The 25,755-nt window shown below is 69.8% G+C and carries 20 protein-coding genes and 1 pseudogene; 10 read left to right on the top strand and 11 right to left on the bottom strand.

Going from position 1 to position 25,755, the window contains the following annotated elements; translation table 11 throughout:
• Window positions 1–100 precede the first annotated feature (100 nt).
• The 5 genes from ACO0M4_RS08185 to ACO0M4_RS08165 all read left to right on the top strand — a co-directional run bounded on the left by ACO0M4_RS08185 (window position 101) and on the right by ACO0M4_RS08165 (window position 5,720).
• Window positions 101–721, top strand: a complete 621-nt coding sequence (locus ACO0M4_RS08185; protein WP_430369078.1) for a TetR/AcrR family transcriptional regulator — start codon at window positions 101–103, stop codon at window positions 719–721.
• Between the two features lie 401 nt (window positions 722–1,122).
• A complete protein-coding gene (locus ACO0M4_RS08180; protein WP_430369077.1) occupies window positions 1,123–1,605 on the top strand; it encodes a hypothetical protein in 483 nt (160 codons plus the stop codon).
• A gap of 603 nt (window positions 1,606–2,208) precedes the next feature.
• Complete coding sequence (locus ACO0M4_RS08175) at window positions 2,209–3,618, top strand: family 2B encapsulin nanocompartment shell protein (RefSeq protein WP_430369076.1); 1,410 nt, start codon at window positions 2,209–2,211, stop codon at window positions 3,616–3,618.
• Window positions 3,619–3,630: 12 nt separating this feature from the next.
• Window positions 3,631–4,839: a family 2 encapsulin nanocompartment cargo protein terpene cyclase gene (locus ACO0M4_RS08170; RefSeq protein WP_430369075.1), complete on the top strand. Its 1,209-nt coding sequence runs from the start codon at window positions 3,631–3,633 to the stop codon at window positions 4,837–4,839.
• 29 nt (window positions 4,840–4,868) lie between these two features.
• The gene (locus tag ACO0M4_RS08165) at window positions 4,869–5,720 is read left to right on the top strand and encodes a geranyl diphosphate 2-C-methyltransferase (RefSeq protein WP_430369074.1); all 852 of its coding nucleotides are present in this window, start codon (window positions 4,869–4,871) and stop codon (window positions 5,718–5,720) included.
• A 114-nt stretch (window positions 5,721–5,834) separates the two neighbouring features.
• Here ACO0M4_RS08165 and ACO0M4_RS08160 read toward each other — a convergent pair whose 3' ends face one another.
• Both ACO0M4_RS08160 and ACO0M4_RS08155 read right to left on the bottom strand, forming a co-directional pair.
• Window positions 5,835–8,396: an ABC transporter permease gene (locus ACO0M4_RS08160; protein WP_430369073.1), complete on the bottom strand. Its 2,562-nt coding sequence runs from the start codon at window positions 8,394–8,396 to the stop codon at window positions 5,835–5,837.
• Between the two features lie 5 nt (window positions 8,397–8,401).
• Entirely contained in the window at window positions 8,402–9,184 is a 783-nt protein-coding gene (locus ACO0M4_RS08155; RefSeq protein ID WP_430369072.1) for an ABC transporter ATP-binding protein, read from the bottom strand.
• A 220-nt stretch (window positions 9,185–9,404) separates the two neighbouring features.
• Between ACO0M4_RS08155 and ACO0M4_RS08150 the strand changes: the two genes are divergently transcribed.
• Together ACO0M4_RS08150 and ACO0M4_RS08145 are read left to right on the top strand one after the other, a co-directional pair.
• Window positions 9,405–10,592: a sensor histidine kinase gene (locus ACO0M4_RS08150; RefSeq protein ID WP_430369071.1), complete on the top strand. Its 1,188-nt coding sequence runs from the start codon at window positions 9,405–9,407 to the stop codon at window positions 10,590–10,592.
• A 23-nt stretch (window positions 10,593–10,615) separates the two neighbouring features.
• Window positions 10,616–11,332, top strand: coding sequence for a response regulator (locus ACO0M4_RS08145; RefSeq protein ID WP_430369070.1), 717 nt, complete (start codon window positions 10,616–10,618; stop codon window positions 11,330–11,332).
• Between the two features lie 119 nt (window positions 11,333–11,451).
• Here ACO0M4_RS08145 and ACO0M4_RS08140 read toward each other — a convergent pair whose 3' ends face one another.
• Window positions 11,452–11,622, bottom strand: a complete 171-nt coding sequence (locus ACO0M4_RS08140) for a hypothetical protein (protein WP_430369069.1) — start codon at window positions 11,620–11,622, stop codon at window positions 11,452–11,454.
• A 187-nt stretch (window positions 11,623–11,809) separates the two neighbouring features.
• Between ACO0M4_RS08140 and ACO0M4_RS08135 the strand changes: the two genes are divergently transcribed.
• Window positions 11,810–12,109, top strand: a complete 300-nt coding sequence (locus ACO0M4_RS08135) for an enoyl-CoA hydratase-related protein (RefSeq protein WP_430369068.1) — start codon at window positions 11,810–11,812, stop codon at window positions 12,107–12,109.
• A gap of 76 nt (window positions 12,110–12,185) precedes the next feature.
• Here the strand turns inward: ACO0M4_RS08135 and ACO0M4_RS08130 are convergent, their stop codons facing one another.
• The 5 genes and pseudogenes from ACO0M4_RS08130 to ACO0M4_RS08110 all read right to left on the bottom strand — a co-directional run bounded on the left by ACO0M4_RS08130 (window position 12,186) and on the right by ACO0M4_RS08110 (window position 18,478).
• Window positions 12,186–12,992 carry a 2'-5' RNA ligase family protein gene (locus ACO0M4_RS08130; RefSeq protein ID WP_430369067.1) on the bottom strand — a complete coding sequence of 269 codons (807 nt, stop codon included), beginning with the start codon at window positions 12,990–12,992 and terminating at the stop codon, window positions 12,186–12,188.
• A gap of 48 nt (window positions 12,993–13,040) precedes the next feature.
• Window positions 13,041–14,060, bottom strand: coding sequence for an alpha/beta hydrolase (locus tag ACO0M4_RS08125; protein WP_430369066.1), 1,020 nt, complete (start codon window positions 14,058–14,060; stop codon window positions 13,041–13,043).
• 1,010 nt (window positions 14,061–15,070) lie between these two features.
• Window positions 15,071–16,084, bottom strand: a complete 1,014-nt coding sequence (locus ACO0M4_RS08120) for a hypothetical protein (protein WP_430369065.1) — start codon at window positions 16,082–16,084, stop codon at window positions 15,071–15,073.
• Window positions 16,085–16,197: 113 nt separating this feature from the next.
• Window positions 16,198–17,331: pseudogene (locus tag ACO0M4_RS08115) on the bottom strand (sensor histidine kinase); the annotation flags it as partial.
• Between the two features lie 469 nt (window positions 17,332–17,800).
• The gene (locus ACO0M4_RS08110) at window positions 17,801–18,478 is read right to left on the bottom strand and encodes a response regulator transcription factor (RefSeq protein ID WP_430369064.1); all 678 of its coding nucleotides are present in this window, start codon (window positions 18,476–18,478) and stop codon (window positions 17,801–17,803) included.
• A gap of 127 nt (window positions 18,479–18,605) precedes the next feature.
• Between ACO0M4_RS08110 and ACO0M4_RS08105 the strand changes: the two genes are divergently transcribed.
• Window positions 18,606–20,102 carry a DUF2079 domain-containing protein gene (locus ACO0M4_RS08105; RefSeq protein WP_430369063.1) on the top strand — a complete coding sequence of 499 codons (1,497 nt, stop codon included), beginning with the start codon at window positions 18,606–18,608 and terminating at the stop codon, window positions 20,100–20,102.
• A 71-nt stretch (window positions 20,103–20,173) separates the two neighbouring features.
• Here the strand turns inward: ACO0M4_RS08105 and ACO0M4_RS08100 are convergent, their stop codons facing one another.
• Entirely contained in the window at window positions 20,174–21,304 is a 1,131-nt protein-coding gene (locus ACO0M4_RS08100; protein ID WP_430369062.1) for a PP2C family protein-serine/threonine phosphatase, read from the bottom strand.
• Window positions 21,305–22,776: 1,472 nt separating this feature from the next.
• Complete coding sequence (locus ACO0M4_RS08095; protein WP_430369061.1) at window positions 22,777–23,940, bottom strand: aminotransferase class I/II-fold pyridoxal phosphate-dependent enzyme; 1,164 nt, start codon at window positions 23,938–23,940, stop codon at window positions 22,777–22,779.
• A 185-nt stretch (window positions 23,941–24,125) separates the two neighbouring features.
• Between ACO0M4_RS08095 and ACO0M4_RS08090 the strand changes: the two genes are divergently transcribed.
• Window positions 24,126–25,061 (top strand): 2-oxoglutarate and iron-dependent oxygenase domain-containing protein, encoded by a 936-nt coding sequence (locus ACO0M4_RS08090; RefSeq protein ID WP_430369060.1) that lies wholly within the window; start codon window positions 24,126–24,128, stop codon window positions 25,059–25,061.
• A 200-nt stretch (window positions 25,062–25,261) separates the two neighbouring features.
• Here ACO0M4_RS08090 and ACO0M4_RS08085 read toward each other — a convergent pair whose 3' ends face one another.
• A complete protein-coding gene (locus ACO0M4_RS08085; RefSeq protein ID WP_430369059.1) occupies window positions 25,262–25,744 on the bottom strand; it encodes a hypothetical protein in 483 nt (160 codons plus the stop codon).
• Between the last annotated feature and the right edge of the window lie 11 nt (window positions 25,745–25,755).

The following is a 25,755-nucleotide window of genomic DNA, read 5'->3' as shown; positions in this document are numbered from 1 at the left end:
TCCCCCTGATGGAACTAGACGGTCTGGTACTCACTGGGAGTCGGGCGCTAGAGTAGCCACGAAAAAACTAGACTGTCCAGTACTAGCGAGAGGATGGGTCATGACGGCGAGCGAGGAAGGCCGGTCGGCACGCAAGCGCACGGCGATCATGAACGCGGCAACCAGGGCGTTCATGGCCAAGGGCTACGCCGGGACCAGCATGGACGACATCGCGAAGCTCGCCGCGGTCTCCAAGCAGACCGTCTACAAGCACTTCACCGACAAGGAGAAGCTGTTTGCCGAGATCGTCCTTGCCACCACCGGCCGCATCGACGCCATGGTCGACCTGGTGGCCGACATCCCGGCGGACTCCCCGGCCCTCGAAGACAACCTCACCCGCCTGGCCCGCCAGTTCCTGACCGCCCTCACCCAGCCCGAAGTACTCCAGCTTCGGCGCCTGATCATCGCCAATGCCGACACGTTCCCCCAGCTCGGCGCCGCCTGGTACGAGCAGGGCTTCGAACGCGTCCTGGCCACTCTCGCAACCACCTTCCAACACCTCGCCGACCACGGACTCCTCCGCGTCGCCGACCCCCACCTGGCCGCCAACCACTTCTCCGGCCTGCTGCTCTGGATCCCCGTCAACAAGGCCATGTTCCACGGAAGCCCGCAGCACACACAGGACGAACTCGACCGCTACGCGGCCGCCGGCATCAGAGCCTTCCTCGCCGCCTACCGCTGACCTCGGCGACACCCAACCGGGACGCCCCTCGCACGGCAGCGGCATACGGCCAGCGTCGCCGCGGACCTTAACTCTCGGCTCCTGCACCGAACTGATGGGCCGTCAACCACCGAAGGACTTCCGGAGCCGACCACTAAGGCGCCCAACGGCGGCGTCTTCCCGTGGCTCAGCGAGCTCCGTCGTCAGGAATTGCCGCTCCGTTTCGGGAAATGGAAAACACCTGCCCCGGCCCGGGGGTCCTCACCGCATGGCAACGAGGCCCCGGTTTCACGGTGTTCACGGTGTCCGGTGTGCTCAGCTCTTCCGCTCTCCGCTGCGGGTGTGGCTTGCTGCTGTCACAGACTCACTTCGGTTCGCAGGACGCCCGAGGCGGTGTCACCTCAGACAGGCAGGAGGACGCCATGTTCGCCGCGCTTCAATTCGATCACGGCCTGTTCAAGCCGCAGATCCAGTGGATCGTCGTGGAATGCGCCGGCATCGGTCAAAAGTGCGGTGGGCCCATCGCGCTCCCGCCACGCCAGGACCGCGCGTACTTCATCAGTCCCCACACCGCACGCCAGGACGCAGAGGACTATGCGGCGTTCAAACAGCACCAAGCAGACGACTGTCTCAGCGCCGTGGAGACCCGGCTGCTCACGGCAGCGGAGTCCGGCCACTCCCCCGCACGGCACTTCGCCTATCCCTGGGACCACCTTCTGATGGCAGCGCGTCCACTGTCCTGGGGTGTCCTCGAATGGTCCGGGGAGGAGAGCCTGGGCGGGCCACGGACCGACGTCGCGTACTTCGCCGAAGGCGTCGAAGCCGAAACCGACGCGAAGGTGTTCGCCCTGCTGAGGGAGCGCCGCCTGACCGGAGTGAGGAACCCGGAAAGCGTTTCCTCGTGACCTCGGGGACGCCCGCAACCGGCTGGGACCACTCGCGACGGTGGAAGGCGGCCACTTCGCCGCGCGTATGAGTGCGCCCAGTCATCTATGAGTGTGCCCAGTCATCCAGCCACCCCCACAGGGCCTGAGCACGAGCGGTGCCGGTGGAGACCCCCGAACCCGGCCACCACGCTCACTGCGACGTTGGCCGCCGCGGAGTCGCCCGCCGTATCCGCCTGGACGGACTCTGGTCAGTTGACGAGCGCGGGGTCCGGTACGTGGCGGCATCGACAGATGGCGGGATTCGGCGCTTGGCTGCGGAGGTTATCGGCCACCTCGCTGACAGGGTGGCCGGGCGTCAAGGCTGCCATGCCGTACGGGATCCGCGTGTACAGAATGCGACTCATCGCCACACAGCAGGCATAACGACCGCATCTGACCCATCACAGGGGCGGGATGGGCCGGGCGCACCCCATCCGTCCAGTGGCGCAAATGCGTCGGCCTTCGTCCGGTTATCTCGACCAACATCATCTGACGTTGATTCACTTGCGTCACAGGAGCCTCACGGGCCGGCCGGCCCGTGAGGCTCCTTCTTGATGCAGGCGCCCCTACGGAAGGACCAGGATGTCGGAGCCGGAGCAGCCCACCCACTCGGCGGGCCGGGCACAGCTCAGTCTCGGGATCGCCGCCGCGCGGAACCTGGCGACCACCACCAAGACCGTGCCGCAGATGCAGGGCCTCAGCTCGCGGTGGCTGGTGCGGATGCTGCCCTGGATGGAGGTGAAGGGCGGCACGTACCGGGTCAACCGGCGGCTGGTGTACGAGGTCGGGGACGGCCGGGTGACCTTCGTCCAGGAGGGGGCGGCGGTCAAGGTCGTGCCCGCCGAACTGGGCGAACTGCCGCTGCTGCGCGGTTTCGACGACGAGGCGGTGCTGCGGTCCCTGGCCGAGCGGTGCGAGCAGCGGGAGTACGAACCCGGCCAGGTGATAGCCGGGCAGGGCCGGGCCGTCGACCACGTCTACCTGATCGCGCACGGCAAGGTCGAGAAGCTCGTGCCCGGCCAGTACGGCGAGGAGACCCGGCGCGGCGTGCTGTCCGACGGCGGGTTCCTCGGCGGGCAGATGGTCGCCGAGGAACCGGGCACGTGGGAGTTCACGGCGCGCGCGTTGACGGCGTGCACGGTGCTGGCACTCCCCCGGACCGAGTACGAGGAGGTGGCGGGCCGGAACGAGGGGCTGCGGGCCCACGTCCGGCGATGCCAGGCCGAGAAGGCACGACCGCGGAACAAGAAGGGTGAGGCGGCCATCGACCTCGCCTCCGGTCACACCGGCGAGCCGGTGCTGCCGGGCACGTTCGTCGACTACGAACTCCGGCCCCGCGAGTACGAGTTGAGCGTCGCACAGACGATCCTCAGGGTGCACAGCCGGGTCGCGGACCTCTACAACGAACCGATGGACCAGGTCGAGCACCAGCTGCGGCTGACCATCGAGGCCCTGCGCGAGCGCCAGGAGTCCGAGCTGGTCAACAACCGCGAGTTCGGGCTGCTGCACAACGCCGACTACAGCCAGCGCATCTCCACCCATTCCGGCCCGCCCACGCCGGACGACATGGACGAACTGCTCAGCATGCGGCGCGGGACGAAGGCGTTCTTCGCCCACCCGCGGGCGATCTCCGCCTTCGGCCGCGAGTGCAACAAGCGGGGTCTCGCGTTCGACACCGCCGACGTCAGCGGACACGCGGTGCCCGCCTGGCGCGGCGTGCCCATCCTTCCCTGCGGCAAGCTCCCGGTCTCCGAGCAGGGCACCTCCGCGATCCTCGCGATGCGGCTGGGCGAGGGCGAGCAGGGCGTCGTCGGCCTGCGACAGACCGGGATCCCGGACGAGTACGAGCCGGGCCTGAACGTCCGGTTCATGGGCATCAACGACCAGGCGATCATCTCCTACCTGGTCAGCACCTATTACTCGGCGGCCGTTCTCGTGCCCGACGCACTCGGCGTTCTGGAGAACGTCGAGGTCTTCGGCACGCCGTCATAAGGAGGACTGTCCGTGTCACTGCTGTCCCGGATCGCGGCGCCGACGGCCCGTCATGACGTGGCGCGGCTCGTTGCCGCACTGCTCGCCGAACACTCGGGTGTCCGCCCGGAGGGGCCGGGTGTCCGCCCGGAGGGGCCGGGTGTCCGCCCGGAGGGGCCGGCGAAGGGGCCCGCCCTGCCGACCGGGCCGACCGGGCTGGGCACGTCGGCCGCCCGGATCACGGCCAGGCGCAAGGACGTTGGGGGTACCGGGGTACCCGAGCTGTACTGCCCGCCCGCGCTCCGCGACGACCCGGCGCTCGCCGAGGAGGTCAACGCCCGCCTGCTGGCGTGGGCCGAGGAGATCGGCCTCTACGCCGGCCGCCTCGACCGCGTCCGCGCGGCGGACTTCGGGCGCCTGATGATGCTGGCGCACCCCGACACCGACGATCCGGACCGGCTGCTGGCCGCCGGCAAGTGCGCCCTGGCGGAGTGGGCCACCGACGACTACTACTGCGACGACGAGACGATGGGATCCGCGCCGGCACTGCTCGGCGCGCACCTCGGGGTCGCCTACGCGGCCATCGACCCCGCCCACCCTCCGCTCCGCTACGTTCCCGCCGTCGAGAAGGCCATGCAGGACGACCCGGTGCGGACCGCCCTGCGCTCCGGCTTCGCGCACCTGGCCCGGTACGCGGACGCCTCCCAACTGGCCCGACTGCACCACGAGGTCGCGGTGCTGTTCGTGGGGTACGGACAGGAGGGGTCCTGGCGCTCCCAGGGCCGGATGCCCGCCGTCTGGGAATACCTGGCGCACCGTCAGATCAACAGCTTCGTCCCGTGCGTCGCGATGACCGACATGGTGGGCGGCTACGTACTGCCGGCCGCCGAATACGCCGATCCGCGCGTCCGCCGCGCCGTGACCATGGCATCCACCGCCGCCACGCTCGTCAACGACCTCTACTCGATGGCGAAGGAACACCACTCGGACAGCGTGGAGTTCAACCTGCCGACCGTGATCGCCGCCGAGGAGCGCTGCACTCCGCACGAGGCGGTCCAGCGCAGTGCGGCGATCCACGACGAACTGGTCCGCACCTTCGAGACGGAGGCGGCCGCCCTGGCCCTGACCGGCTCACCCCAGCTGCGCCGCTTCCTCACCGGGGTGTGGGCCTGGCTGGGCGGTAACCGCGCGTGGCACAGCGGCAGCCGGCGCTACACCTCCGCCACCTCCACCACGTCCTGACTTCCGCACACCGCAAGGAGCCCCCTCCCATGACCACCACCCCTGCCCCCGTCCTGCGCACCGCGTACCAGAAGTCCGTGGCGGACTACTGGAACGCCGAGAAGGACCCGGTCAACCTGCGCCTGGGCGACGTCGACGGCCTCTACCACCACCACTACGGGATCGGTGACTACGACCCCTCCGTCCTGGACGGTCCGCAGGACACCCACGATGAGCGCATCATCGCCGAACTGCACCGCCTGGAGTCGGCCCAGGCCGACGTCCTGCTCGACCACCTCGGCCCCGTCGCCCCCGGTCAGCGACTGCTGGACGCCGGCTGCGGCCGCGGCGGCACCAGCATCATGGCCAACGCCCGCTTCGGCTGCCAGGTCGACGGCGTCTCCATATCCGAGGCCCAGGTCGAGTTCGCCAACGGCCAGGCCCGCAAGCGGAATGTGGACGACAAGGTGCGCTACCACTTCCGCAACATGCTGGACACCGGCCTGCCGACCGGCGCGTTCCAGGGCATCTGGAACAACGAGTCCACCATGTACGTGGACCTGTTCGACCTCTTCGCCGAGCACGCCCGCCAACTGGCCTTCGGCGGCCGCTACGTCGTCATCACGGGCTGCTCCAACGACGTGACGGGCGGCCGCTCCAAGGCCGTCAGCCGCATCGACGAGCACTACACCTGCAACATCCACCCGCGCAGCGCCTACTTCAAGGCCATGGCCGCCAACGGCCTGGTCCCGATGAACGTCGTCGACCTGACAGACGCGGCCATCCCCTACTGGGAGCTGCGCGCCAAGTCCTCGCTGGCCACGGGCGTCGAGGACCCGTTCCTGACGGCGTACAAGGAGGGCAGCTTCCACTACCTGCTGATCGCGGCGGACCGGGTCTGACGGACCTCCGCTCCCCCTTCCAGGCCGTCGGCCGCGCCTTCCGTCCAGGGATGCGCGGCCGACGGCCGGGATGACACGGGGCCGTAAAGCCCGTTGCCACGGGGCGCCCGGCTGTCATTCGGTGTCTGTGGTGATGGCCTTGAGCATGGGGATTCTCGCGGCCTGGCGCCCTGGCCAGAGGGAGGCGAGGACGCCGATCGCGGTGGTGGCGAGGAAGAAGAGGAGCGTCCTGTCCCACGGGATGACGAGGGGGACGCCCTCTTGGCCGAGGACGGCCGCCGCGCCGATCGCGCTGCCGGCGATGAGGCCGAGCGCCGAGCCGAGGAGACAGATGGTCACCGACTCCAGGCGCAGGACGGAGCCGACGCGTCGGCGGTCCAGGCCGAGAGCCCGCAGTACGCCGATCTCCCGGACGCGTTCGAAGACGGCCATGCCCATGGTGTTGACCACCCCGAGGGCGCCGATCAGCACGGTGACGCTGAGCAACGCGTACATGATGTTCAGGAACGGGGCGTTCCTCGCAGCGGCAGCCGCCCTCGCGTCGGCACGGTCTTGGACAAGAAGCACCGGGTTGTCCAAGGTCCGCTGGATCTCCTTGCGGAGCGCGGCCGTCCGGCCGTGGGCGGCCTTGATCAGGATGGCTGCGGTGCGTGGCCGGTGCTCGGTGCTGGAGGTGCGCGGTAGGGCTTTGTCGGAGATGAGGACGGGGGTCAGGTCGTCCGGGCCGTCGTAGATCGCGACGATGGGCAGGCTGGTCTTCGTACCCGCATCGCCGAGGGTACCGGTGACCCGGGAGCCGAGTCGCCAGCCGTGGGCGACGGCCGTCTTTTCGGTGACCGCGATGCCGTGGTCGAGTCGGTCGAAAGAGCCCTTCCGGACGGTGACGGGTGCCAGGCGTTGCACCGTGGCGGGGTCAACGGCAGTCGTCGGTAGGGAGTTGGCGTCAGGCAGGTCGAAGGAGGTGCGAATGATCGGCGTGACGGCCTCGGCGTCCGCAAGTCGTGCCACACGAGCGGCGGTGTCATCGCCGATCTCGGCGAAGTCGACGGACGTGATGCGCAGGTCCGAGGTCATGGAGCTGTCGGCTCGCTGCTCGTCCATGCGGTCGACCGAGGTGATGACCACGGTGACGGCGGTGACCATCGCGAGGCCGACCATGAGGGTGGTCGCGGTGGCCGCCGTACGGCGTGGGTTGCGGCGCGCGTTCTCCACGGCGAGCTTGCCGCGGATGCCTGCCAGCCGGATCAACGGGGAGCGCAGAAGCCCGGTGAATCCCAAAGCGAGCAGCGGGGTCAGGACGATCAGTCCGATCAGGAGGACGGGTACGGCGCCGAAGAGGAGGTTCTGGCTGCCGACGGCGGCGGCGACCAGCAGGGCTCCGAACGCGGTGATGGCCAGGCCGATGATGTTGCGGCGGCGCAGCGAGGCAGCGGTGGGGGGCTCGCTGGTGCGTAGCGCCGCCACGGGCGCAACGGCCGCCGCTCGACGGGCCGGGAGGTACGCCGACAGTACGGTGACGCCGATGCCGACCGCGAACGCCGCGAGCACAGGTGTGACGGAGAGGATCTGCAAAGCGGCACTCGGTCCTCCGGTGACGCCGAACAGCCTGTCCAACAGCGTCGCGACCCCGATGCCCAGCACGTAGCCGGCGACGGAGGCGACCGTTCCGACGATGGCGGCTTCAGCCAGGACCAGGCGCATCACGTACTTCCTGGTGGCGCCGACCGCACGCAGCAGCGCGTGCTCGCGGGCGCGGGCCGCACTGAGCATGGTGAAGGTGTTGGCGACCAGGAACGTGGAGACGAACAGGGCGATGCCGGCGAAGCCCAGCAGTATTGTGGTGAGCTTCTGGCCGTCGCCGGTGGAGTCCGCCTCGGAGTCCAGGTCCGCCCGGGTCGCGGCGCGCAATCCGGAGGGCAGCAACCTCCTTACCTGTACGGCGAGTTGGGTCTGCGGTGTGCCGTCGACCGCGGTCAACGTGATCGCCGAGTAACTGCCCGGGGCGGTGGCGAACTGCCGTTGCGCGGTGCGGGTGTCGAAGGCGGTGAGGGTGCCGCCGGCCGCGGTGCGACTGTCCTGCGCGGTGAAGATGCCGACCAACCGGGCGCTTTGGGCCGTGCCGTTGACGACGATGCGCACCCGGTCGCCCACCTGGTACCCGGCCCGTTCGGCGGCCTGCCGGTCGACGGCGATCTCCCCGGTGGTACGGGGGCCGCGGCCCGCCGTGAGCGGGTAGCGAGGGTCCTGGCCCGTACGGTCGGGGACGTAGTTGATGCCCACGGCTCGGTACAGGTCGCCGACCAGGGTGCCGTCGGACCCGACGAGGAAGGAGTGGCCCTCGACCGTGCCACGGGCCATGGAGACGCCGGGCAGCGTGCGCAGCCGCCGCAGGAGCGAGTCGTCGAGTTGCGGGGTGCCGCCGGAGGAGCCCGCAGACGACGATGGGGCAGAACGGTCCGGCGTGATCTTCACCGATACATCGGGTTGGGAGTTGGTCTGTGCCCGAGCCACGGCCGTGCGGACGGACTCGCTGTAGAGCAGCGAGCCGGTCACGAACGCCACGCCCAGCAGCACAGCGAGGGCGGGCATCGCGAAACGGAGGCGGTGGGAGCGGAGGGTGCGGACAGCGGCGCGGAACATCGACGGCCTTCGGGAGGGGATCGCTCGGTGGGTCATCGCGGTCAGCCGACCCGCTGCGAGACGTCGAATGTCTTCATCTGCTCCAGCACCGCGGCCGCGGTCGGGGCCGGCATCTCATGGACAAGGCTTCCGTCGGCCAAGAAGAGGGCGCGGTCGGCGTAGGCCGCGGCGACCGGGTCGTGGGTGACCATCACGGTCGTCTGGCCCAACTCCTGTGCGGAGGACCGCAGAAAGGACAGGATTTCGGCCCCCGCCCGGGAGTCGAGGTTGCCGGTGGGCTCGTCGGCGAAGACGATGGCCGGCCGGGTGGCCAGGGCCCTGGCGCAGGCGACCCGCTGCTGCTGGCCGCCGGAAAGCTGGGCGGGACGGTGGTCGAGCCGGTCCGCCAGCCCCAGGAGGTTGATCAGGTCCGTCAGCCACGCCTGGTCCGGGGTGTGCCCGGCCAGATGGCACGGCAGGGTGATGTTCTCCCAGGCGGTGAGGGTGGGCAGCAGGTTGAACGCCTGGAAGACGAAGCCGATGCGCTCGCGCCGTACCTTGGTCAGCTGTGCGTCGTTCAGCGAGCCCAAGTCGGTATCGCCGATCCGCGCCGTACCGGACGTGGGAGTGTCGAGTCCGGCCAGGCAGTGCATGAACGTGGACTTGCCGGAGCCGGAGGGCCCCATGATCGCGGTGAACTCGCCGCGCAGGAAGCGGGCCGACACCCCGGCCAGCGCCGTGACGCGGGTCTCGCCGCTGCCGTAGATCTTGGTCAGGTCACCTGCGGCGGCGATCACCGCGCCGGACCTTTCGGGGGACGAGAGGGCATCCGTCCTCTGGTTCATCTCATCGCTCCTGCACGGCTGTTCGTGGAATGGCGGACTGGCCGAATGGGGTCGGCCGAATGCGGCGAGGGTGTGGCCAGCGGTTACCGAGGCGTCCCTGGGGTCGATCCTTCGGCGTGGTGCGGGGGCGGCGGATCCACCGGAATACCGAAGCGGCCGCCCCCCGGCCTCGACCGAATGACTGAGGTGGCGTGTGCGGCGCTGCCGTAGCGTGACCTGCATGGTCTCCGCTTTCCGGGCTCGATCCCGCACCCAGCGAGCCTTCTTCTGCCTCGTCGGTGCTGCTCTGGTCGTCCTCGTGGTGTTGGAGGGGCTGAACGCGCCATACCTGCCGGTGACTGCGGCCACGGCAGTCTCCGGGGTACTGTGCCTGGCCGCCCTGGCCGCGCCGGAACGCCTGCTCGCACGGCAGGTCGCGCTTGCCACGGCCGCCTCGTGCTCCCTGTCCGTGGTGGAGGCGCAATTGCACCACCGTCCCGAAAACACCCCGGGCATGGTGGAGTTGTGTGCAGTGCTGCTGCTGGTCACCCGCGCCGTGCGGCGCTACCCGGCATCAAAGGCGGTCGTCTACGCGGCGGGACCGGTGATCGCCGCCGCCTTGCTTCCCCTACGACTCGCCGACCAGCAGTTCCTGGTCGCCCTGGTCGTTGTGGTTGCGCTGCCGTTCATGGTGGTGCTCGGGGTGTGCCTGTGGTTGTACGACACCCTGCGCGCCCGGGAGCGTGAAGCCATCCAGCAAGCCCAACGCCTGGAGCACGCACGGGAGTTGCACGACTTCGTGGCGCACCACGTCACGGCGATCGTCGCCCAGACCAAGGCTGCGCGCTTCACGGCCGCGGTCGGCCACATCCAGTCCCCGGAGGACCTGGACCGGATGCTCGCCGAGATCGAACGTGCCGGGTCTCAGGCGATGGGGTCGATGCGCTCCATGGTCTCCGACCTGCGGCACACCGCCGTACCGGCCGCCATGCCTCCCACAGGCGACCTGAGCATGCTGCGGGACCTCACACAGGAGTTCTCCGTCCTGGGCCCGCCCGCTGCCCTGACCCTGGACCCGCGGCTCACCGAACGTCGTCTTTCGCCCGAGACCACCACCACGGTCCACCGCGTGGTGCAGGAGTCACTGACCAATGTCCGCAAGCACGCCACCGGAGCCGACCGGGTCGAGGTGCGGGTCACCGTGCAGCCCGGCTCCCGGGACCGGCTGGAGGTGTCGGTGACCGACGACGACCGGGGCGGCACCCCGGCCGCCCACGGGAAGGCGGACGGGAGCGGCTACGGCCTGGTCGGTCTGGCCGAGCGGGTCGAGGCGATCGGCGGGCAGCTCACCGCCGGCCCGCAGAGTGGAGGCGGCTGGCGCGTCCTGGCCGTTCTCCCCCTGGGCGCCGCGTCCACCTCGTCCAGCTGATGTACAGCGCACCACCTGCGATCATGTCCGGCATGACGATCCGGGTACTCCTCGCCGACGACCAGGCGATGGTCCGCGCCGCGTTCCGCATGATCCTCGATTCCCAGCCGGACATGCAGGTCGTTGCCGAGGCCGCGGACGGCGCCACGGCGGTCGAACAGGCCCGACGGCTACGGCCCGACGTCTGCCTCCTGGACATCCGCATGCCCGAGCTGGACGGCCTGGAAGTCACCCGCCTCCTCGCGGGGCCCGACGTCCCGGACCCCTTGAACATCCTCATCGCCACCACCTTCGACCTGGACGACTACGTCTACAGCGCCCTGCGCAACGGCGCCTGCGGCTTCCTCCTCAAGGACGGAGCCCCCGGCCTGCTCACCGAAGCGGTGAGAGCCGCGTCCACGGGGGACTCGCTCATCTCCCCTTCGGTGACCGTCCGCCTCCTCGCGCACATGGCCCCACATCGCCGTCAGCGGCCGGCTACCCGTCAGACTCACCCGGGCCGTACGGGAAGAGCCGGGCCCAACGGGCTGATCGAGCCCCTGACCCAGCGTGAACTCGACGTCGTACGCCTCGTCGCGCGCGGCCGCACCAACGAGGAGCTGTCCACCGAGCTCTACGTCACCCTGTCCACGGTCAAAACCCATCTCGGCAACATCCAACGCAAGCTCGCAACCCGCAACCGCGTCGAGATCGCCGCCTGGGCCTGGGAGAACGGAATCTGCACCGGCGACCAGGACTGACGGTCAGGGCCAAGTGGGCACGGCATTGCGGGTGTTCGGGTCACCAGTTGTGCGTGGGATCCGGACGGCTACCGGGTCCTGACACAGGTCGACCGGACAGGCAGCGGCTCCGACCCGTCTCAAGAAGAGTCGCGCCAGTACCAACCGTCGAAGTACGCCGAGTGCTCGGGGTCCGGCACGCAGATCTTCAGGCCGCTGCCGGTGTAGCGGGCGTGGCGGGCGACGGAGGTGGCGGTGCCGCCGAGAGCCGTGATCGCGTCCTTCTTCTCCTGGGCGGTGGTGTCGGGCACGACCGCGTAGAAGGGGATACCGAGCCGCTTGCAGCACCAGCCTCGGAGATGGCGGTCGACCCACTCGATGCCTCCACCACAGGACGCCCCTTGGTCAGCCAGCCGTTGACCAGGGCGTGGGCGAGCAACGCCGCTGCGATGCGGTGTTTGTGGCTGCCGGAGGGCTGGTCGGGACGGCATCGCCGTCGTGTGGGAAGAGGCCATCGGCCTCAACCGGGCCCGCCACCTCGCCCTCGCCCAGGGCTCGTTCGCCGCCGAGCAGGCCCACCAGTGGGGCGCCATCGCCGAAGTAGTACCGCCGGACCGGGCATTGCCCCGGGCACACGAAATCGCCGAATCCCTGGACGCACAACCACAGCTGCTCCCCCGCCACTTCGCAACCACCCTGCGCCAGCGGATCAGCCGCCGTCTGGCCGAGGGCCTGCAGCGGGGCTCGGCGCTGAAGGGCCTCACCGCCGCCGACCTCGCCCACCAGCAGCGAACTTGACCCTCTGAGGGAGGCAAGCGGACACCTGCCAGGGGTTGTCGGCCGTCCGCCGAAGCGGCCGCCGGGATCCGCAGCCCTACCGCTGGGACTCCGTCAGCCAACGGACCTCCCCCGTGCCCAGCCTGATCACGGTCCGGGGCCGCATGGGCCCCGCGCCACGCCGCGAGAGCAGGACCACCTCCTCGACCACCGCCGACAGTGCGCCGAGCCGGGCGGCGCACTCGGCGGCCAGAGGCTGCGGGTCCTGCGTACGGCCGAGGGACAGATGCGGAGTGAAGCGGCCGTCGCGCCCGCGGCAGAGCGGGAACCGCAGCCCCAGCGCCCGGTGCAGACGGGCCCACGGCGCCAGGCCCGCCGCGGCCGGATCAAGCCACACCGTCGTGTAATGCCGGTGCCGGAAGCACCGCACGCCGGCCAGACGCACCGTGAACGCCGCGCGCACCGCCGCCCCGGCCGAGAGCAGCGGCATGGCTTGCGCGAACTCCTCTTCCGGTACGAAGCCGAACAGCAGATTCACATGCGGCGGCCAGCGCCGTACCTGCGGATCGTGCTCCCAACGGATGTCCTGAATCGTCGGCCAGAGCTCCTGCGGCGGCAACCACGCCACCGCCGTCCGAGCCGTCGGCGCCACCTCAAGCACGTCCACCGGCTCGGCGCCACCGAAAACCGGGTTCCTGTCCACACTGCCATGATCCGGACCGCGCCCGAATCCCACGAGTCGGCGAACGGCGAGGCGCGCCGACACCGCCTGCAACGTCTGCGTGGCGTGGCTCTTCCCCACCCCGCGGCCGAGGGCCGCCTGGCTGGTCTGGCTGGTCTGGCTGGTCTGGCTGTGCCTCACCGTGACGACAGAGGCCGTGGGCCACTTTGCTGCTTCGGGCATGGGGCCCGGTCTACGGGCACCTGCCCTGCTCCAGGCAGTGCGCCGGAGTCATGGCCGGGGCGTCTGCCACTTGATGTGCTCGCTGATCCACTGCGTGGGGGACTCCATGTTGGACAGGTACGTGGCACCGTTGTGGGTGCCGCCCGGTATCTCCCAGAGCTTGGTGTGGACAGGCCCCTTGCCGTATGTGGCCATGAACTTCTTGATGGCGTTGATGGTGGCCGCGTGCTCCCTCGTGCCGACCTGGAAGGCGATGTAGACGTCCGGTCCCTTGGCGGCCGTCAGCTGCTTGGCCAGCTCCTCGGGGTTGTTCTCCCGCTTCTCCTTCTCGTGGCCTCGCCACAGTGGGGAGTCGGGCACGATGTCGGGGCCGTTGGCGATGGCGGTCTTGAACTTGTCGGGGTGCTGCAGCACGGCCTTCAGGCTGGCGAACCCGCCGGTGGAGGAGCCCATGTAGCTCCAGCCGTCACGGGACTTGATCGTGCGGAAGTTGGCTTTCATCAGGTCGGGGACGTCCTCGGTGAGCCAGGTGCCCATCTTCGGCTGGCCGGGTATGTCACTGGCGTCCCAGTAGATGCCCTTGTCGTCCGGGCCGGGGTTGAGGATCGGCATGGCCAGCAGGAAGGGCTTGCTCTTGCCCTCCTGGTACCACTTCGAGACGCTCTTTTCCAACGAGAGCTTGTCCTTGCCGAACTCGCCGACCGACCAGTAGTTGCTGTCGTTACCGGGGCCGCCGGGCAGGGCGATCATGACGGGGAAGCCGCTCGACGCGAACTTCGGGTCCTGGGTGTACTCCTTGGGTGCCCAAACCCAGACTTTTCCCTTGAATCCCGACTTTTTGCCATCCAGTGTGACAACGCTGACCTTGGTGCCGTCGCTCAAGGTCTTGACGCTCGTGAAGTCGGCGCTCGGTCCCGTGGGCATCAGGGTTCTGGAATCGGCGGCTTTCCCAGCGCCGGCCTGGCCGTAGCTGACGGGGTCGCCCCCGTCGTTGAACGGCGGAATCCCGAAGTAGCTCATCACCGGCCAGGCGATCAGTCCGAGCACGGCCACGGACGCAACCCCCATGAGCCATCTCCGGGCAACGGTGGCTCGGCGGTGGCCACTGGACTGGTAGAGCCTGGCCGGTGGGGTCGTCATCCTGCTGCTCCGGTGGGTACTGCCCCGAAGGGGCAAGAAGGTCGTTCCATCCTGTGGGACAGGCAAATCAACGTCAGAGGTTCCGAATCGTCCCCGTTTTCCGGACCTCTGTGACGAAACACTCAAAGGAAGCCGCTGGAGCAGCCATGCCCGGCGTCGTCGCTCGGGCACCTTGCCACCTGCGTGACCGGGACCAGCAGCACAGGGAGCTGGCCGGCCATCCACGGCAGGGGGCAGCGGCCCGGCCAGCGGCGGCCCACGCGGGAGAGGCCGGGCGCCGACGGACCGGGACGCGGCGGGGCCGCTTGGCGGATCGCCCTTCGGGTCGTCGGGGCACCTGCCGGTGGCCAGGCCGGGCCGCTCTCCCCCGCCCGTTCCAAGGGCCGGGGCTTGGGGCCGATGCGGCGAAGCAGTCCACGGATCCATTCAGGGTGGCGATGATCAGGTTGCCCTTGGTGTGGAAAAGGGGCAGCGGTGAGGGCGCTCGTTACAAGCGACCACCCCCTGCTCGGACGTGACCCCACACCTGCTCAGTGGATCTCCCCACCCATACTGCACCTGACCTGCGGACGGGCGCCACAAGGGAGGGGCCGCCCGATAACCAGCTTGGTGGCCGCTGCTAGCGGTGGGTGATTAGGCGATCCGTCCGGGCCATCCTGGCCAACCCCCGCTACACCGGCCGCCAGGTCCGGAACCGCCAACGCACCGACCACGTCCTCATCGACCCCGCCAACACCACCCTGGGCCCCCACGACATCACGCACTGGAACACCCCCGAGGCTGGGCCGTCTCCACCGCCTCCGCTGGGTACACCACCACGCCGCCTACCGCGGCCGACACGGCCACTCCAGTGCCACGGCACCAGAGCCGGGTCGGCCTCGCCACGCCTACGTGCGCGAAGACCGCTAGCAGCGGCCACCAAGAGGAAGGGACCGGCTTCACCGGGCCGGGTGATCGCAGCGGGCCGGGTGGCCGCCTGCCCGCCGGGCGGGGCGATTCGTGCGATCTTCGCGCAGGGGGAGCCGGTACCGGTGCCAGCGGTCGGCGATGCGGGCACCGGCGGCGGCGAGCGCCTCGGCGACGGGCGTATCGCCGAACTCCTGCACGTCGAGAAGCGTGACCTCGGGGTGGTCCCCTCGCAGCTGGCCGATGAGTGTGGCCAGCAGCGCGGTCAGCTGCCCGGCGCTGACCCCGCGTCGGTGGAAGATCATGTCCACGGTTGCCGTCTCGCCATCGATCATCGCCGTGGCCTGGGCGGCAAGCGTTCCTTCCGGGGTCAGGAGATCGAGCGTCAGGTGCGGCAGCGACGGCAGGTCGTGCAGCAGTTCTTCGGCGTCCCGGGGGTTGTACGGCTGCCCGGTGGCCTCCGTGTAGAAGTCGGCGTAGGCGGGGAGCAGAGCCTCGGTGGCGAAGTGCGGCACCGGCCGGACGGTCACCGCGGGCAGCGCCGGCGGGGCGGTCCATCCGGCCAGTGGAGCCACCTTCCAGCGGCGGCCCAGCACCTCGGCCTCCGAAGCGCCGAGCTCCGCAGCGGCCCGGGCGTCGAGGTGCCCCTCCGGATCGTCCCAGTCGAGCGCGGTGTATCCGGCGCGTCCGGCGCTGTCGGCGGCGCCGCGCACCAGGCGCGTCACCACGTCCCTCTCCTCCGCCGTCGCCTCGCGCAGGACGTTGTGGCCCTGGGTGATGCGTTCCCGCTCCCGGGAGACGAGCAGCCACTGGAGGTCCGCCACCGATGTGCCGTCTCCTCGGGCGTGGACCTCCGCCCAGCCGAGCAGAGCACCGTCCGGCCGTCGGGCGACGACAAGCGACGCCGGGCGCTCCGCTTCCTCGTGGTCCTTCCGTTCGAGGTCGGGCACGGGCATCGGCAAACCGGCGTATAGCTCTCTGACCAGTCGGACATCCGCGTCCGGATCGTGGTCGTCCACCACGCGGATACGCGCTGGCAGGTCCATCAGGCGACTTTCCTTTCGTTCCCTTTGATCCCTTTGTTCTTCAACTTCGGGGAGGGAGACGCACGGCCGGGCTGTTGACCTGAGCCGACGGCTGGCATCCGGTGTCTGGTTCCGGGGGGGCAGCTGTGGGCGGGGAATTCGGCGACCAGGCGTGCTCCGCGGGGACTGTCCGCGGCGCGCAGGGTGCCGTCGTGGCGAACGGCGATCTCGCGGGCGATGGCCAGGCCGAGCCCGGTGCCGCCGGTATGCCGGCTGCGGGCGTCGTCGAGACGGGTGAACCGCTCGAAGACGCGCTCCCGGGCGTCGGAGGGGATTCCCGGCCCGTCGTCCCGCACTTCGAGGACGACCGCCTGTCGAGCGCGGCCGGCTCGGCTTGCCTGGCCACCACCAACGTGGTCGCGGTCGTGGCCGATGGGCGGGTGGCGGACGGTGACCTCGACGGTGGTGTGGGCGTGACGGCAGGCGTTGTCGAGGAGGTTGCGCAGCAGCCGTTCGAGCTGGATGCTGCTGCCGCGCAGCGCCGTCGGCTCGTCGGCAGCACAGGTGAAGTGCAGCGTCCCCAGGCGGCGCCGATGCCGGTATTCCTCCACCAGGTCGTGGGCGAGGGCGTCCAGACGGACGGTGGCGTCGCCGGGACGCACCGCCTCGTCAAGGCCGGTCAGTAGCAGCAGATCGTCGCTGAGGCGCTGGAGACGCTCGATGTCGGTGAGCGCGCCGCGCACGGTCTCGGGCCAGTCGACGCCGTCGGGGTGGGTCAGTGCGGCCTCAAGGGAGGCGCGCAGTGTGGCGAGGGGGCTGCGCAGTTCGTGGGAGGCGTCGGCGACGAACCGCTGCCGACGCTCGACCACGTTCGCCAGCCGGTCCAGGGTGGCGTTGGTGGTCCGGGCGAGTCGGGTGATCTCGTCACCGGAGGACGGGACGGGGACACGGCGGTCCAGGGAGTGCGCGGTGATGTCCTCCAGTTCACGGCGGATCGCTTCGACCGGACGCAGCGCCCGGCCCGCGGCGGCCCACGCGATGGCGGCGATGAGCAGCCCGGCCGCGGGGACCCCGCCGACCAGCCCCCACGCGAACACCGCGTCGACGGTGAAGACCGAAGAGGTGTTGTTCACATGGCGCAGCCACAGCAGTCCGCCAAGGGCCAGCAGCGCGCCCGTGACACCGGCGGCGAGGGCGGAGCCGGCCCGCAGGGGCAGTGTCCGCCCGCCGGGCCGGGCGCCGCCCCAGGCAGCGGCGCCGACGAGGATCACCATGCTGGGAAGGCCGACCAGCAGCCCCCAGTAGAGAGCCGCGTCGGCGGTGTAGTCCGGCTCGATGGAGTTGCGCTGCTGGAGCCAGCTGCCGTCGGCGAGTAGCAGCAGCGCCGCGGTGGCCCCCGCAGCGAGCGCCGCGCCCGCCCGCGTCCTCCGCGTCGTCCCGCCCCCGGCCGCCCAGGCCGCACCGGCCACCAGGAGTCCGGTCAGCGGGACGCCGAGCCGTACGGCGGCGTCGAGCTGAGGACCGATGCGGTCGGTGGCCAGCCGTTCGGCCAGGGTGGCGGCAAGTGGAGGAGCGGTGGCGTCGGCGTACAGGAGCCATGCCACGCCACCGCCCAGCGCCAGCACCGCGGTGAGCGCGGCGGCCAGGGCCGCCCGAATCCTCGGTTCGCGCACGGCCCGCCCCGCCCACCGGCGCGAGCGCTCAGCGGGTTCAGTGGGTGCAACGGGTGCGGCGGATTCAGCGGTCATGCCCTGCCAATCGGTAGCCGCCACCGCGTACGGTCTCGATCGACGTCCGGCCGAACGGCGCGTCAATCTTGCGGCGCAGGGCGCTCACGTACACCTCGACGATGTTCAGGTCGCCGTCGAAGGCCGCCGACCACACCTGCTCGACGATGTCGATCTTCGGCACCACCTCGTCCACCCGCTCGGCCAGGCACTCCAGCACCGCGAACTCCTTGGCCGTGAGTCCGATCCGGGTCTCACCCCGCCCGCAGACACGGCTCGCCGGGTCGAGCCAGAGGTCGCCGACGCGCAGTACGGACTGCCGGCGGGCCCCGCCACGGCGCAGCAGCGCCCGCAGCCTGGCCTCCAACACCACGTAGGAGAAGGGTTTCGCCAGATAGTCGTCGGCACCGGTGTCCAGCGCCTCGGCCTCGTCGTACTCGCCGTTCTTGGCCGTCAGCATGAGGATCGGCGTGTCGATGCCCCCGGCGCGCAGCCGGGCGCACACCCGGTAGCCGTTCAGCCCGGGCAGCATGATGTCGAGGACGATCGCCTGGTAGGGATGTTCGCTCGCCATGTACAAGCCGATACGGCCGTCGTGAGCGACGTCCACGGCGTAGCCGGCAGCCTCCAGCCCCCGTTTCAGCGTGGCTGCGAGCCGTTCCTCGTCCTCGATCACTAGAAGGCGCACTCCGCCAGTATCCCCGGGCGGCCGCGCGCAGCCTGAAGTGATCTTCAGGCTGCTTCAGCGCCGTCTCAGCAGGTGGGGGGCATCCTCGGGGCCCGTCCCCCGCTGCCCACCTCCCGAGGTGACCGTCTTGACCACGACCCCGCCGGCCGCCACCCGCCAGCATCCGGCGGCAACCGCCCCGGCAACCGCCCGTCCTGCCCCGCGCTCCCGCCGCGTCCCGTCCGCCGTCGCAGCCGTCACCTTCGCCGCGTACACGGCCCTCGCCCTGCGAAAGCACATGCACTTCCAGACCACCGGCTACGACCTGGGCATCTTCGGCCAGGCCGTCCGCTCGTACGCCGAACTACGACTGCCCTCCTCCGAGATACGGACGGCGACCGGCGGCCCCGGCCTGCACGGCGCCGGCTTCCCGCTGCTCGGCGATCACTTCCACCCCATCCTCGCGACGCTGGCCCCGCTGTACCGGCTCCTGCCGCACATCGAGGTCCTCCTAGTCGCGCAGACGGCGCTGGTCGCGTACTCGGCGTACGTCATCACCCGCGCCGCCGCCCGGCACCTCGGCCACCTCTCACGCTGGGCCGCGCCATGCCTGGGATCCGCCTATGCACTGTCCTGGCCCCTCCAGCAGCTGATCGGCTTCGACTTCCACGAGGTCGCCTTCGCCGTGCCGCTGCTCGCCCTGGCCCTCGCCGCGTACCTCGACGGCCGTTGGACCGCGGCCGCCGGGTGGGCCGCGCCCCTCCTGCTGGTCAAGGAGGACATGGGCCTGACCGTCCTCGCCTTCGGCCTCCTGCTGCTGCGCCACCACCGCCGGGCGGGCGCCGTCCTGTGCGTGCTGGGCCCGGCCGCCATGGCCCTGACGGTGTGCGTGATCATCCCCCACTTCAACCCGGACGGCTCCTACGCGTACCTCGCCCCCGGCACCTCCGGCGACGGACCACTCGCACCGCTCTCCCAACCCTGGGAAGCAGTACGGCGGCTGGTCACACCGGGCACCAAGGCGCTCACCGTCCTGATGCTGCTGCTGCCCTCCGCCCTGCTCGCCCCGCGCAGCCCGCTGGTACTGCTGGCCGCGCCCACCCTCCTATGGCGCCTGGCGTCCGACAACCCGGCCTACTGGGGAACCCAGTACCACTACTCCGCAATCCTGGCCCCCATCGTCTTCGCCGCCCTCATCGACGCACTGACACGCATCAGCCGCTCCCGGCCACGCCACGGCCCGACGCTCACACGGACCGTCACCGCCGCCGTCCCCGCCATAGCTCTGGTGGCCACCGCCGGCTTCCCCCTGTCACAGGTCGCCACGACGCAACTGTGGCAGGGCACCGCCCGAACGGCCGCCGGACAGGCCGCGCTAGACCGCATACCGGACGGCGCACGCGTCATGGCGAGCAACAGCCTCGCCCCGCACCTGACCGACCGAGCAACCGTCTACCTCACCGCCCCGGGCGTCCTGCAACAACAGCGCCGGCCAATCGACTGGATCATCGCCGACACCACCGACCGCTGGCCCCAAGGCTGGGCCAAGGCCGTACTGCACCAAGCCACCGCCGCCGGCTACGAGCAGATCTTCGCCGAGCACGGATACCTGGTCCTGCACCGGCAGCAGCACACTGCCCGGTGAGCCGGAGGCCGCAGAGCCGAAGACTGCGGAGCCGGAGATCACACCGCGGGTGCCGCCGGGCCCCGGCGGCCTCAGAGGCCGTCTCGGCGTACGACGAGAAAGGCAGCATCGTCGTGCAGTTCGTGTCCGGCGTAGTCCAGCAGATCCTGCTGGAGTCGGTTGAGGAGCTGAGCGGAGGGCAGGGCGGCCCAGGCGCGGAGCCGTTCGCCGAGCGGATAGTCCGCACCGTTCGCGTCGCGTGTCTCGGTCACTCCGTCCGTGCAGAGGGCCAGCCGGTCTCCCGGAGCGAAGGGAATCCGCTGCTCCGTGCGGGGCCCTGGGGCCAGTTCGCCCAGCCCCAGGGGCAGCCCGGGGTCGTCGATCCGCACTTCGGCCGCGGTGCCTTCGGCGAGCAGGGACGGCGGGACGTGTCCGCAGTCGACGATCAACGCGTTCCGGTCCGTCTCCAGTTGCAGGAGCAGCGCGGTGACGAAACGGTCCTCGCTCTCCGCGCCCTCCTGCGGTGGCCGCCGGTTGTGCCGTTGCAGCGCCTGTTCCAGCCGGTCGGCCACCTGGGACAGGGTGGGCTGGTGGTACGCGCTCTCGCGGAAGGACGTCAGCACGACCATTCCCGCCTGGAGCGCGGGGAGCCCCTTGCCCCGCACGTCGCCGATCAGCACGCGTGTGCCGTACGGGGTGGGCAGCACCTCGTAGACGTCGCCGCCAACCAACGCCTCCTGTACGGAGGAGATATACAGCCCGTCGACCGTCGCGTCGTCGGTGCGCAGGGGGAACGGGCGCAGCAGCACCCGCTGGACGGCCTCGGCGTTGGAACGCGTCCGCGCCAGCAGTGCCTCGCGCTGCTGACGCAGCATGCACAGTACGACGAGGGCTGCGCAGATGGCCACGGTACCCACGACGACCGCGTAGACGGTCGGGGCGCTGGTGGCCGCGCGTTCCTGGATGAAGATCACGACCACCGCCGTGGTGTGGACCGCGGCCACCAGCAGGGTCTGCCGCACGGCGCAGACCATGGCCACAATCAGGACTGCGATCACGGACACCTGGATGATCTGGTCGTTGGAACCGCTCCCGAGGTCCACCACCATGACCGCGACGTTCACGGCCGCCATGCCGGCGGCCGTGGGCCAGCCTCCCTTTTCCGGCAGGCGCTCGATCCAGGAGCGGCTGGCCCATGAGGCGTCACGCGCTCTGTGTGCCATGCAGGCTCCCTGTCTCCCGTAGTGCCTTCTCCTGTTAGATCAGTTAGATCAGTTAGATCAGTCTGTCCAGATAGATCAGTCCGTCCAGATCCGCACGGCCCTCCAGAGGCGTAGGCCCGGCGGTACCGGGGGGTGTAGAGGCGATCTTCCATCGGGTCCGGCACCGCGCGTGGTGAGCCGACTGTCCACTGCCAACGGCTGCTGACGGTGGCCGGATGTGACTGGGCGGCGGAGCGACCATGAGCGCGACGGCGAGGGCGAGGGGGTGACCGTTGCGCCCGGTCCCATGCCCGGTGGTACGAGCGCATACCCCGGGCCCGGCCCGCGGTCCTGGGCTACTGGATGGACTGGATGGATTTGGGGCAGTCAGCTGGGGGCCTGGCCAGGTCGCCGGGCTTGGCGGCGGTGCAGGCGGTCGCCGCCAACTCGATCCCCAAGACACCTATCAAGACATGCCGTGACATGCGGGATCCGCTCATACCCCCAGCCTGCGGGCGGGAGCGGCCGTGGGCCGGGAACTGCTGCACCGGTCGTGTGAATCCCGCCTCGACCGTACTCACCTGCCGCATCGCATCGAGCACAACCTGCGAGCCAAGGACGTTGCCCAGGTCCCAGGCACCGCCACCGAACCCCGCCACACCGAGGGAACCGAGCCAGACTCAAGCACCTGGTCAGCAGCGGGGGTGCGCACCGAACCCGAGCCCGTCCCCTGCCCCCTGCCCCTGTCCCTGTCCCTGTCCCTGTCCCCTGCCACAACCGAAAAACCGGCCTGCGACACCGCCTTCTTCACAGTCCCTGACCAACACGCACCCAACATCCTCCACGCAGGAGAGCCAAGTCGGCCCGGCCGAACATCTGCCGCTTGAGCATCGTCCCGTTGTGACCTTCGAGGGTGCGGCGGCGCACACAAGGACATACAGTGCCCGATATGTCGAATTAGCGAAAGGGAGTCAGGCTACGGATCAGCTCCCACACACTGCTGCTCATTTCGGCTTCCTCCAGTCTCGCGCTCGCCGCATCCACCCTTTTCAGGGCGTTCAGCGGCCACCGCAACACCATCATCGGCCAGTACGTGCCACCGCCGCCCGGACCATGAAAGCGAGTAGGCATGACGACCCCAGCCGCTGCACAGGACACCCCCGTCGAGCCCCTTGCCGAGTCGCCCGAGGACGACATCGTGGTTCCAGAGAAGTGACTGTGGTTCGCAGGAGGATTGGCCGCAGCAGGGCTCTGCGTAGCCCTTGCCTCTGGACGGGCCGGCAAAGGCAACGGGGGCAACGGTATGACCGTTGTGCGCATGTGACCACCTGTTGCAGATCTCGACCCTGATGGGCCGACCCAACCGCGCCGGCTTCCATGGACCTCGACCAGGCCACGGTCACCGGCGAACAGGGCAGCGATTTGCTCTGCCTGCGTGTGTGTCCATCTCCGCTTGGCCGTACGCTGCCTGGGCCGCCGAGTGGGGTCTAGTGTCACCAGTGGACGGCGGTGATGCGCCGTATGGCCTCGCGGATCAGGTCGGTTCCGGCGCATACCGTGAGGCGGACGTATCCTTCGCCGCCTGGGCCGAAGCCGCTTCCGGGGACGGCGAGCACCCGGGCCTCTGCCAGCAGCTTCTTGGCGAAGCCTTCGCTGTCCGTGCCGTCGGGGCAGCGGACCAGGCAGTAGAAGGTGGCCCCGGGCCGCAGCACCTGGAGTCCAGCCTGTTCCAGTCCATCGCAGAGCAGGTGCATCCTCTCGCGGTATACGGCTCGTAGGCGCTCCGGGTAGCCGGTGGTGTCGTTCAGGGCGGTGACGGCGGCGTGCTGGATCGCGGTGAACGTGCCGGAGTCCGTGTGGGTCTTCACCGTCCGCAAGGCGCCCACGACGTCGGCGTTCCCGGCGGCGAAACCCACACGCCAGCCCGCCATGTTGTACGCCTTCGACAAGGAGTGGAACTCGATGCCGCACTTCATCCCGCCCGGTGCCCGGAGGAACGACGGCGGAGGCGCGCAGTCGTAGTAGATCTCGCTGTACGCGGCGTCGGAGGCCACCACGATGTCATGCCGTAACGCGAACCGTGCCAGCTCGGCGTAGAAGCCCGAAGTGGCCAGCGCCGCCGTGGGGTTGTTGGGGTAGCAGACCCACAACAGCTTGGCCCGCCGCGCGACGGCGGCCGGGACGGCGGTCAGGTCCGGCAGGAATCCGTTCTCCTCCCGCAGCGGTACGCGCACCACCTCCGCCCCGCACCACCGCGCCCACGTCCCATACACCGGGTACCCCGGATCGGGCACCAGCACCACGTCGCCCGGTTCCGCATAGGCCATCGTCAGGTGCGCCATCGCCTCCTTGCTGCCCAGCGTGGCCAGGACCTCGGTCTCCGGGTTGAGGTGGAGCCCGAAGCGGCGCCCGAGATGTCCGGCGGCCGCCTCGCGCATCGCCTGCGTGCCGGCGTACGGCGGATACCGGTGGGCCGATGGATCCCGAACAGCCTTGCGCAGGGCCTCGACGATGTGCGGCGGAGTCGGCAGATCGCAATCACCGACACCCAGCGGGACCGGCGCCGTACCGTCCCGAGCCGCCAGCTCCCGGGGCCGGTCGATTAAGGAGAACAGGTAGTCCTCGGTCTGCGACAGACGTGCGGCACGTGCGGGCAAGTGGCCCTCCCGGATAGAGCGAGCAAGCACTACGGCTGCTCATGCCGATGGCAGGCAGTCGCACCACCATCTTGCCCATGACGTCTGCCACTTGCCGGTACCACTGACTGAGACGCGCTCTACCAGTGCCGCTGTCCGATGCCTCACTGTCGTCCGGGCAACGACCGAGATGAGAGGAGACTCCTGTGGCAGAGGGAAAGCGTTCCGCAATACCTGACGTGTGCTTGCCGTCGCCCGACGTGCGCTGGACCGTCGAGGACAAAGCGAGGGTGGCCGCTGAGATAGGCGCCGCCTGCCGACGCGGCGGGTACTTCTTCCTGCGTCATCACGGGGTCGCGGCTGACCTGTTGTCTGCCGCATATGAAGAGACACGGCGGTTCTACCGTCTGCCGGTAGACGAGAAGCGCAAATTCAACGCCAGTGCGCAGTCCCAGTTCCTCGGCTACCGCGGCCTGGGGCGAGAGAAGAGCACGGCGCACACCGGATCCGAGGCTTGCGAGCAATACCGGATCGGGAACATCGAAGGCGCCCTCGATATGCCGGCGTCCGCCGACTTCTATCATGCTCCATTCACCAACGGGGCAAGCCTCTTCAGAAGCTTGGTGCGCCTGGGCGACACGCTGCTCTCAGCGTGCACCGATGACCTGGGCCTGGGAGCGACGGGCTTTGATCCGTTCATGACGTCCCCGATGCACAGACTTGGTTTCAACTTCTATGGTGTCGCGCACGGGGAGCAGATCGCCAACACCGTTGATTATGCGATGTCGCCGCACGTCGATCTTTCCCTTTTCACCATGCTCACCCAGAACGAGCCGGGGCTGGAAGTCAAGGGATCTCACGGCGAGTGGATTTGCGTCCCGCCGACCCATGACGCGCTCTTCGTCTTTATCGGCGACTACCTGCAGAGGTGGACGAAAGGGTTGTACGTGGCCGGCAAGCATCGCGTAAGAGCGGTAACCGCGGACAGGCTGTCGATTCAGTACAAGCACAGGCCGGGATACGCCACCGTCGTGGCACCACTGAGTCGCTTCATCGGCGAAGCCAATCCGGCGCGTTATGGCCCGTTCGACACCGGGCGTCAGTATGCGTCCCATTTGCGGTCGCTCCTCGGGTCCGGCTGAACTGGTCCGAACGGCCGCTGGAGAGGGGGCCCCGGGCCGCCCCACCAGCCCGGCGGGAAGCACTGGACCGTGCCGCTCGCCCCCTCCGGCCAGCCCTTCCGCATCCACGGCGCCCACGGACACCGGCATGCCCAAGAGCCGCGCCGAGCAGCGGTAAGCGTCCGGTCACGCGCGGCAGACGATCTCGCTGTGCAGGATGCTCAGCCGGCGCTCCGGGGGGCGCGTCGAAAGCCGGGAGGTCCAGCAAGGCGGGGTCGGCCATGTCGCGTGCGTGGGTGATCGCGTCGAGGCGTTCCAGGACGTCCTGGACGTGGCGCAGGTTCGTGGTCGGCGTCCAGCGGCCACGCCCGCTGCTCGCGCTGCGTTGGCGCGCCGAAGGCGGAGTACGTCCGGTAGGCGAGGTGGACCGACTCGCGAAGGCGCGGCCAGGGCATCGGGTACGGGAGGCTGTAGAGCGTGTTGAGGAGGTCGGGCAGTACGTCCTCGTAGGCGTCGAACAGCATCGAGGTGTCGTCGTAACCGTCCGGGCCGGCCAGCAGCGGGCCGCGCAGGGCGAACGGCGCCTCGAAGGCCCGCCCCCACGGCGCGAGCAGATCCGCGAGCAGCGGGCGCGCCTTGGCCACCGCGTGCACCCGGCCCTTGGCCACGCGGATCAGCCGGGCCTGCTTCGCCCACACGAACATCCGGAGGCGTC

This window comes from Streptomyces sp. RGM 3693 (assembly GCF_050471125.1).
In the GTDB taxonomy this organism is placed as follows: domain Bacteria; phylum Actinomycetota; class Actinomycetes; order Streptomycetales; family Streptomycetaceae; genus Streptomyces.
Note: the sequence above shows the minus strand (reverse complement) of the source record. Positions and strands in the feature narration are given on the sequence as shown.

Coding starts and splice junctions, on each gene's coding strand:
- ACO0M4_RS08185 (WP_430369078.1), top strand. CDS start 101: ATGACGGCGAGCGAGGAAGGCCGGTCGGCACGCAAGCGCACGGCGATC.
- ACO0M4_RS08130 (WP_430369067.1), bottom strand. CDS start 12,992: ATGCCCGAAGCAGCAAAGTGGCCCACGGCCTCTGTCGTCACGGTGAGG.
- ACO0M4_RS08175 (WP_430369076.1), top strand. CDS start 2,209: ATGTCGGAGCCGGAGCAGCCCACCCACTCGGCGGGCCGGGCACAGCTC.
- ACO0M4_RS08100 (WP_430369062.1), bottom strand. CDS start 21,304: ATGGCACACAGAGCGCGTGACGCCTCATGGGCCAGCCGCTCCTGGATC.
- ACO0M4_RS08165 (WP_430369074.1), top strand. CDS start 4,869: ATGACCACCACCCCTGCCCCCGTCCTGCGCACCGCGTACCAGAAGTCC.
- ACO0M4_RS08160 (WP_430369073.1), bottom strand. CDS start 8,396: ATGACCCACCGAGCGATCCCCTCCCGAAGGCCGTCGATGTTCCGCGCC.
- ACO0M4_RS08085 (WP_430369059.1), bottom strand. CDS start 25,744: ATGTTCGTGTGGGCGAAGCAGGCCCGGCTGATCCGCGTGGCCAAGGGC.
- ACO0M4_RS08155 (WP_430369072.1), bottom strand. CDS start 9,184: ATGAACCAGAGGACGGATGCCCTCTCGTCCCCCGAAAGGTCCGGCGCG.
- ACO0M4_RS08120 (WP_430369065.1), bottom strand. CDS start 16,084: ATGGACCTGCCAGCGCGTATCCGCGTGGTGGACGACCACGATCCGGAC.
- ACO0M4_RS08180 (WP_430369077.1), top strand. CDS start 1,123: ATGTTCGCCGCGCTTCAATTCGATCACGGCCTGTTCAAGCCGCAGATC.
- ACO0M4_RS08150 (WP_430369071.1), top strand. CDS start 9,405: ATGGTCTCCGCTTTCCGGGCTCGATCCCGCACCCAGCGAGCCTTCTTC.
- ACO0M4_RS08125 (WP_430369066.1), bottom strand. CDS start 14,060: ATGGGGGTTGCGTCCGTGGCCGTGCTCGGACTGATCGCCTGGCCGGTG.
- ACO0M4_RS08145 (WP_430369070.1), top strand. CDS start 10,616: ATGTCCGGCATGACGATCCGGGTACTCCTCGCCGACGACCAGGCGATG.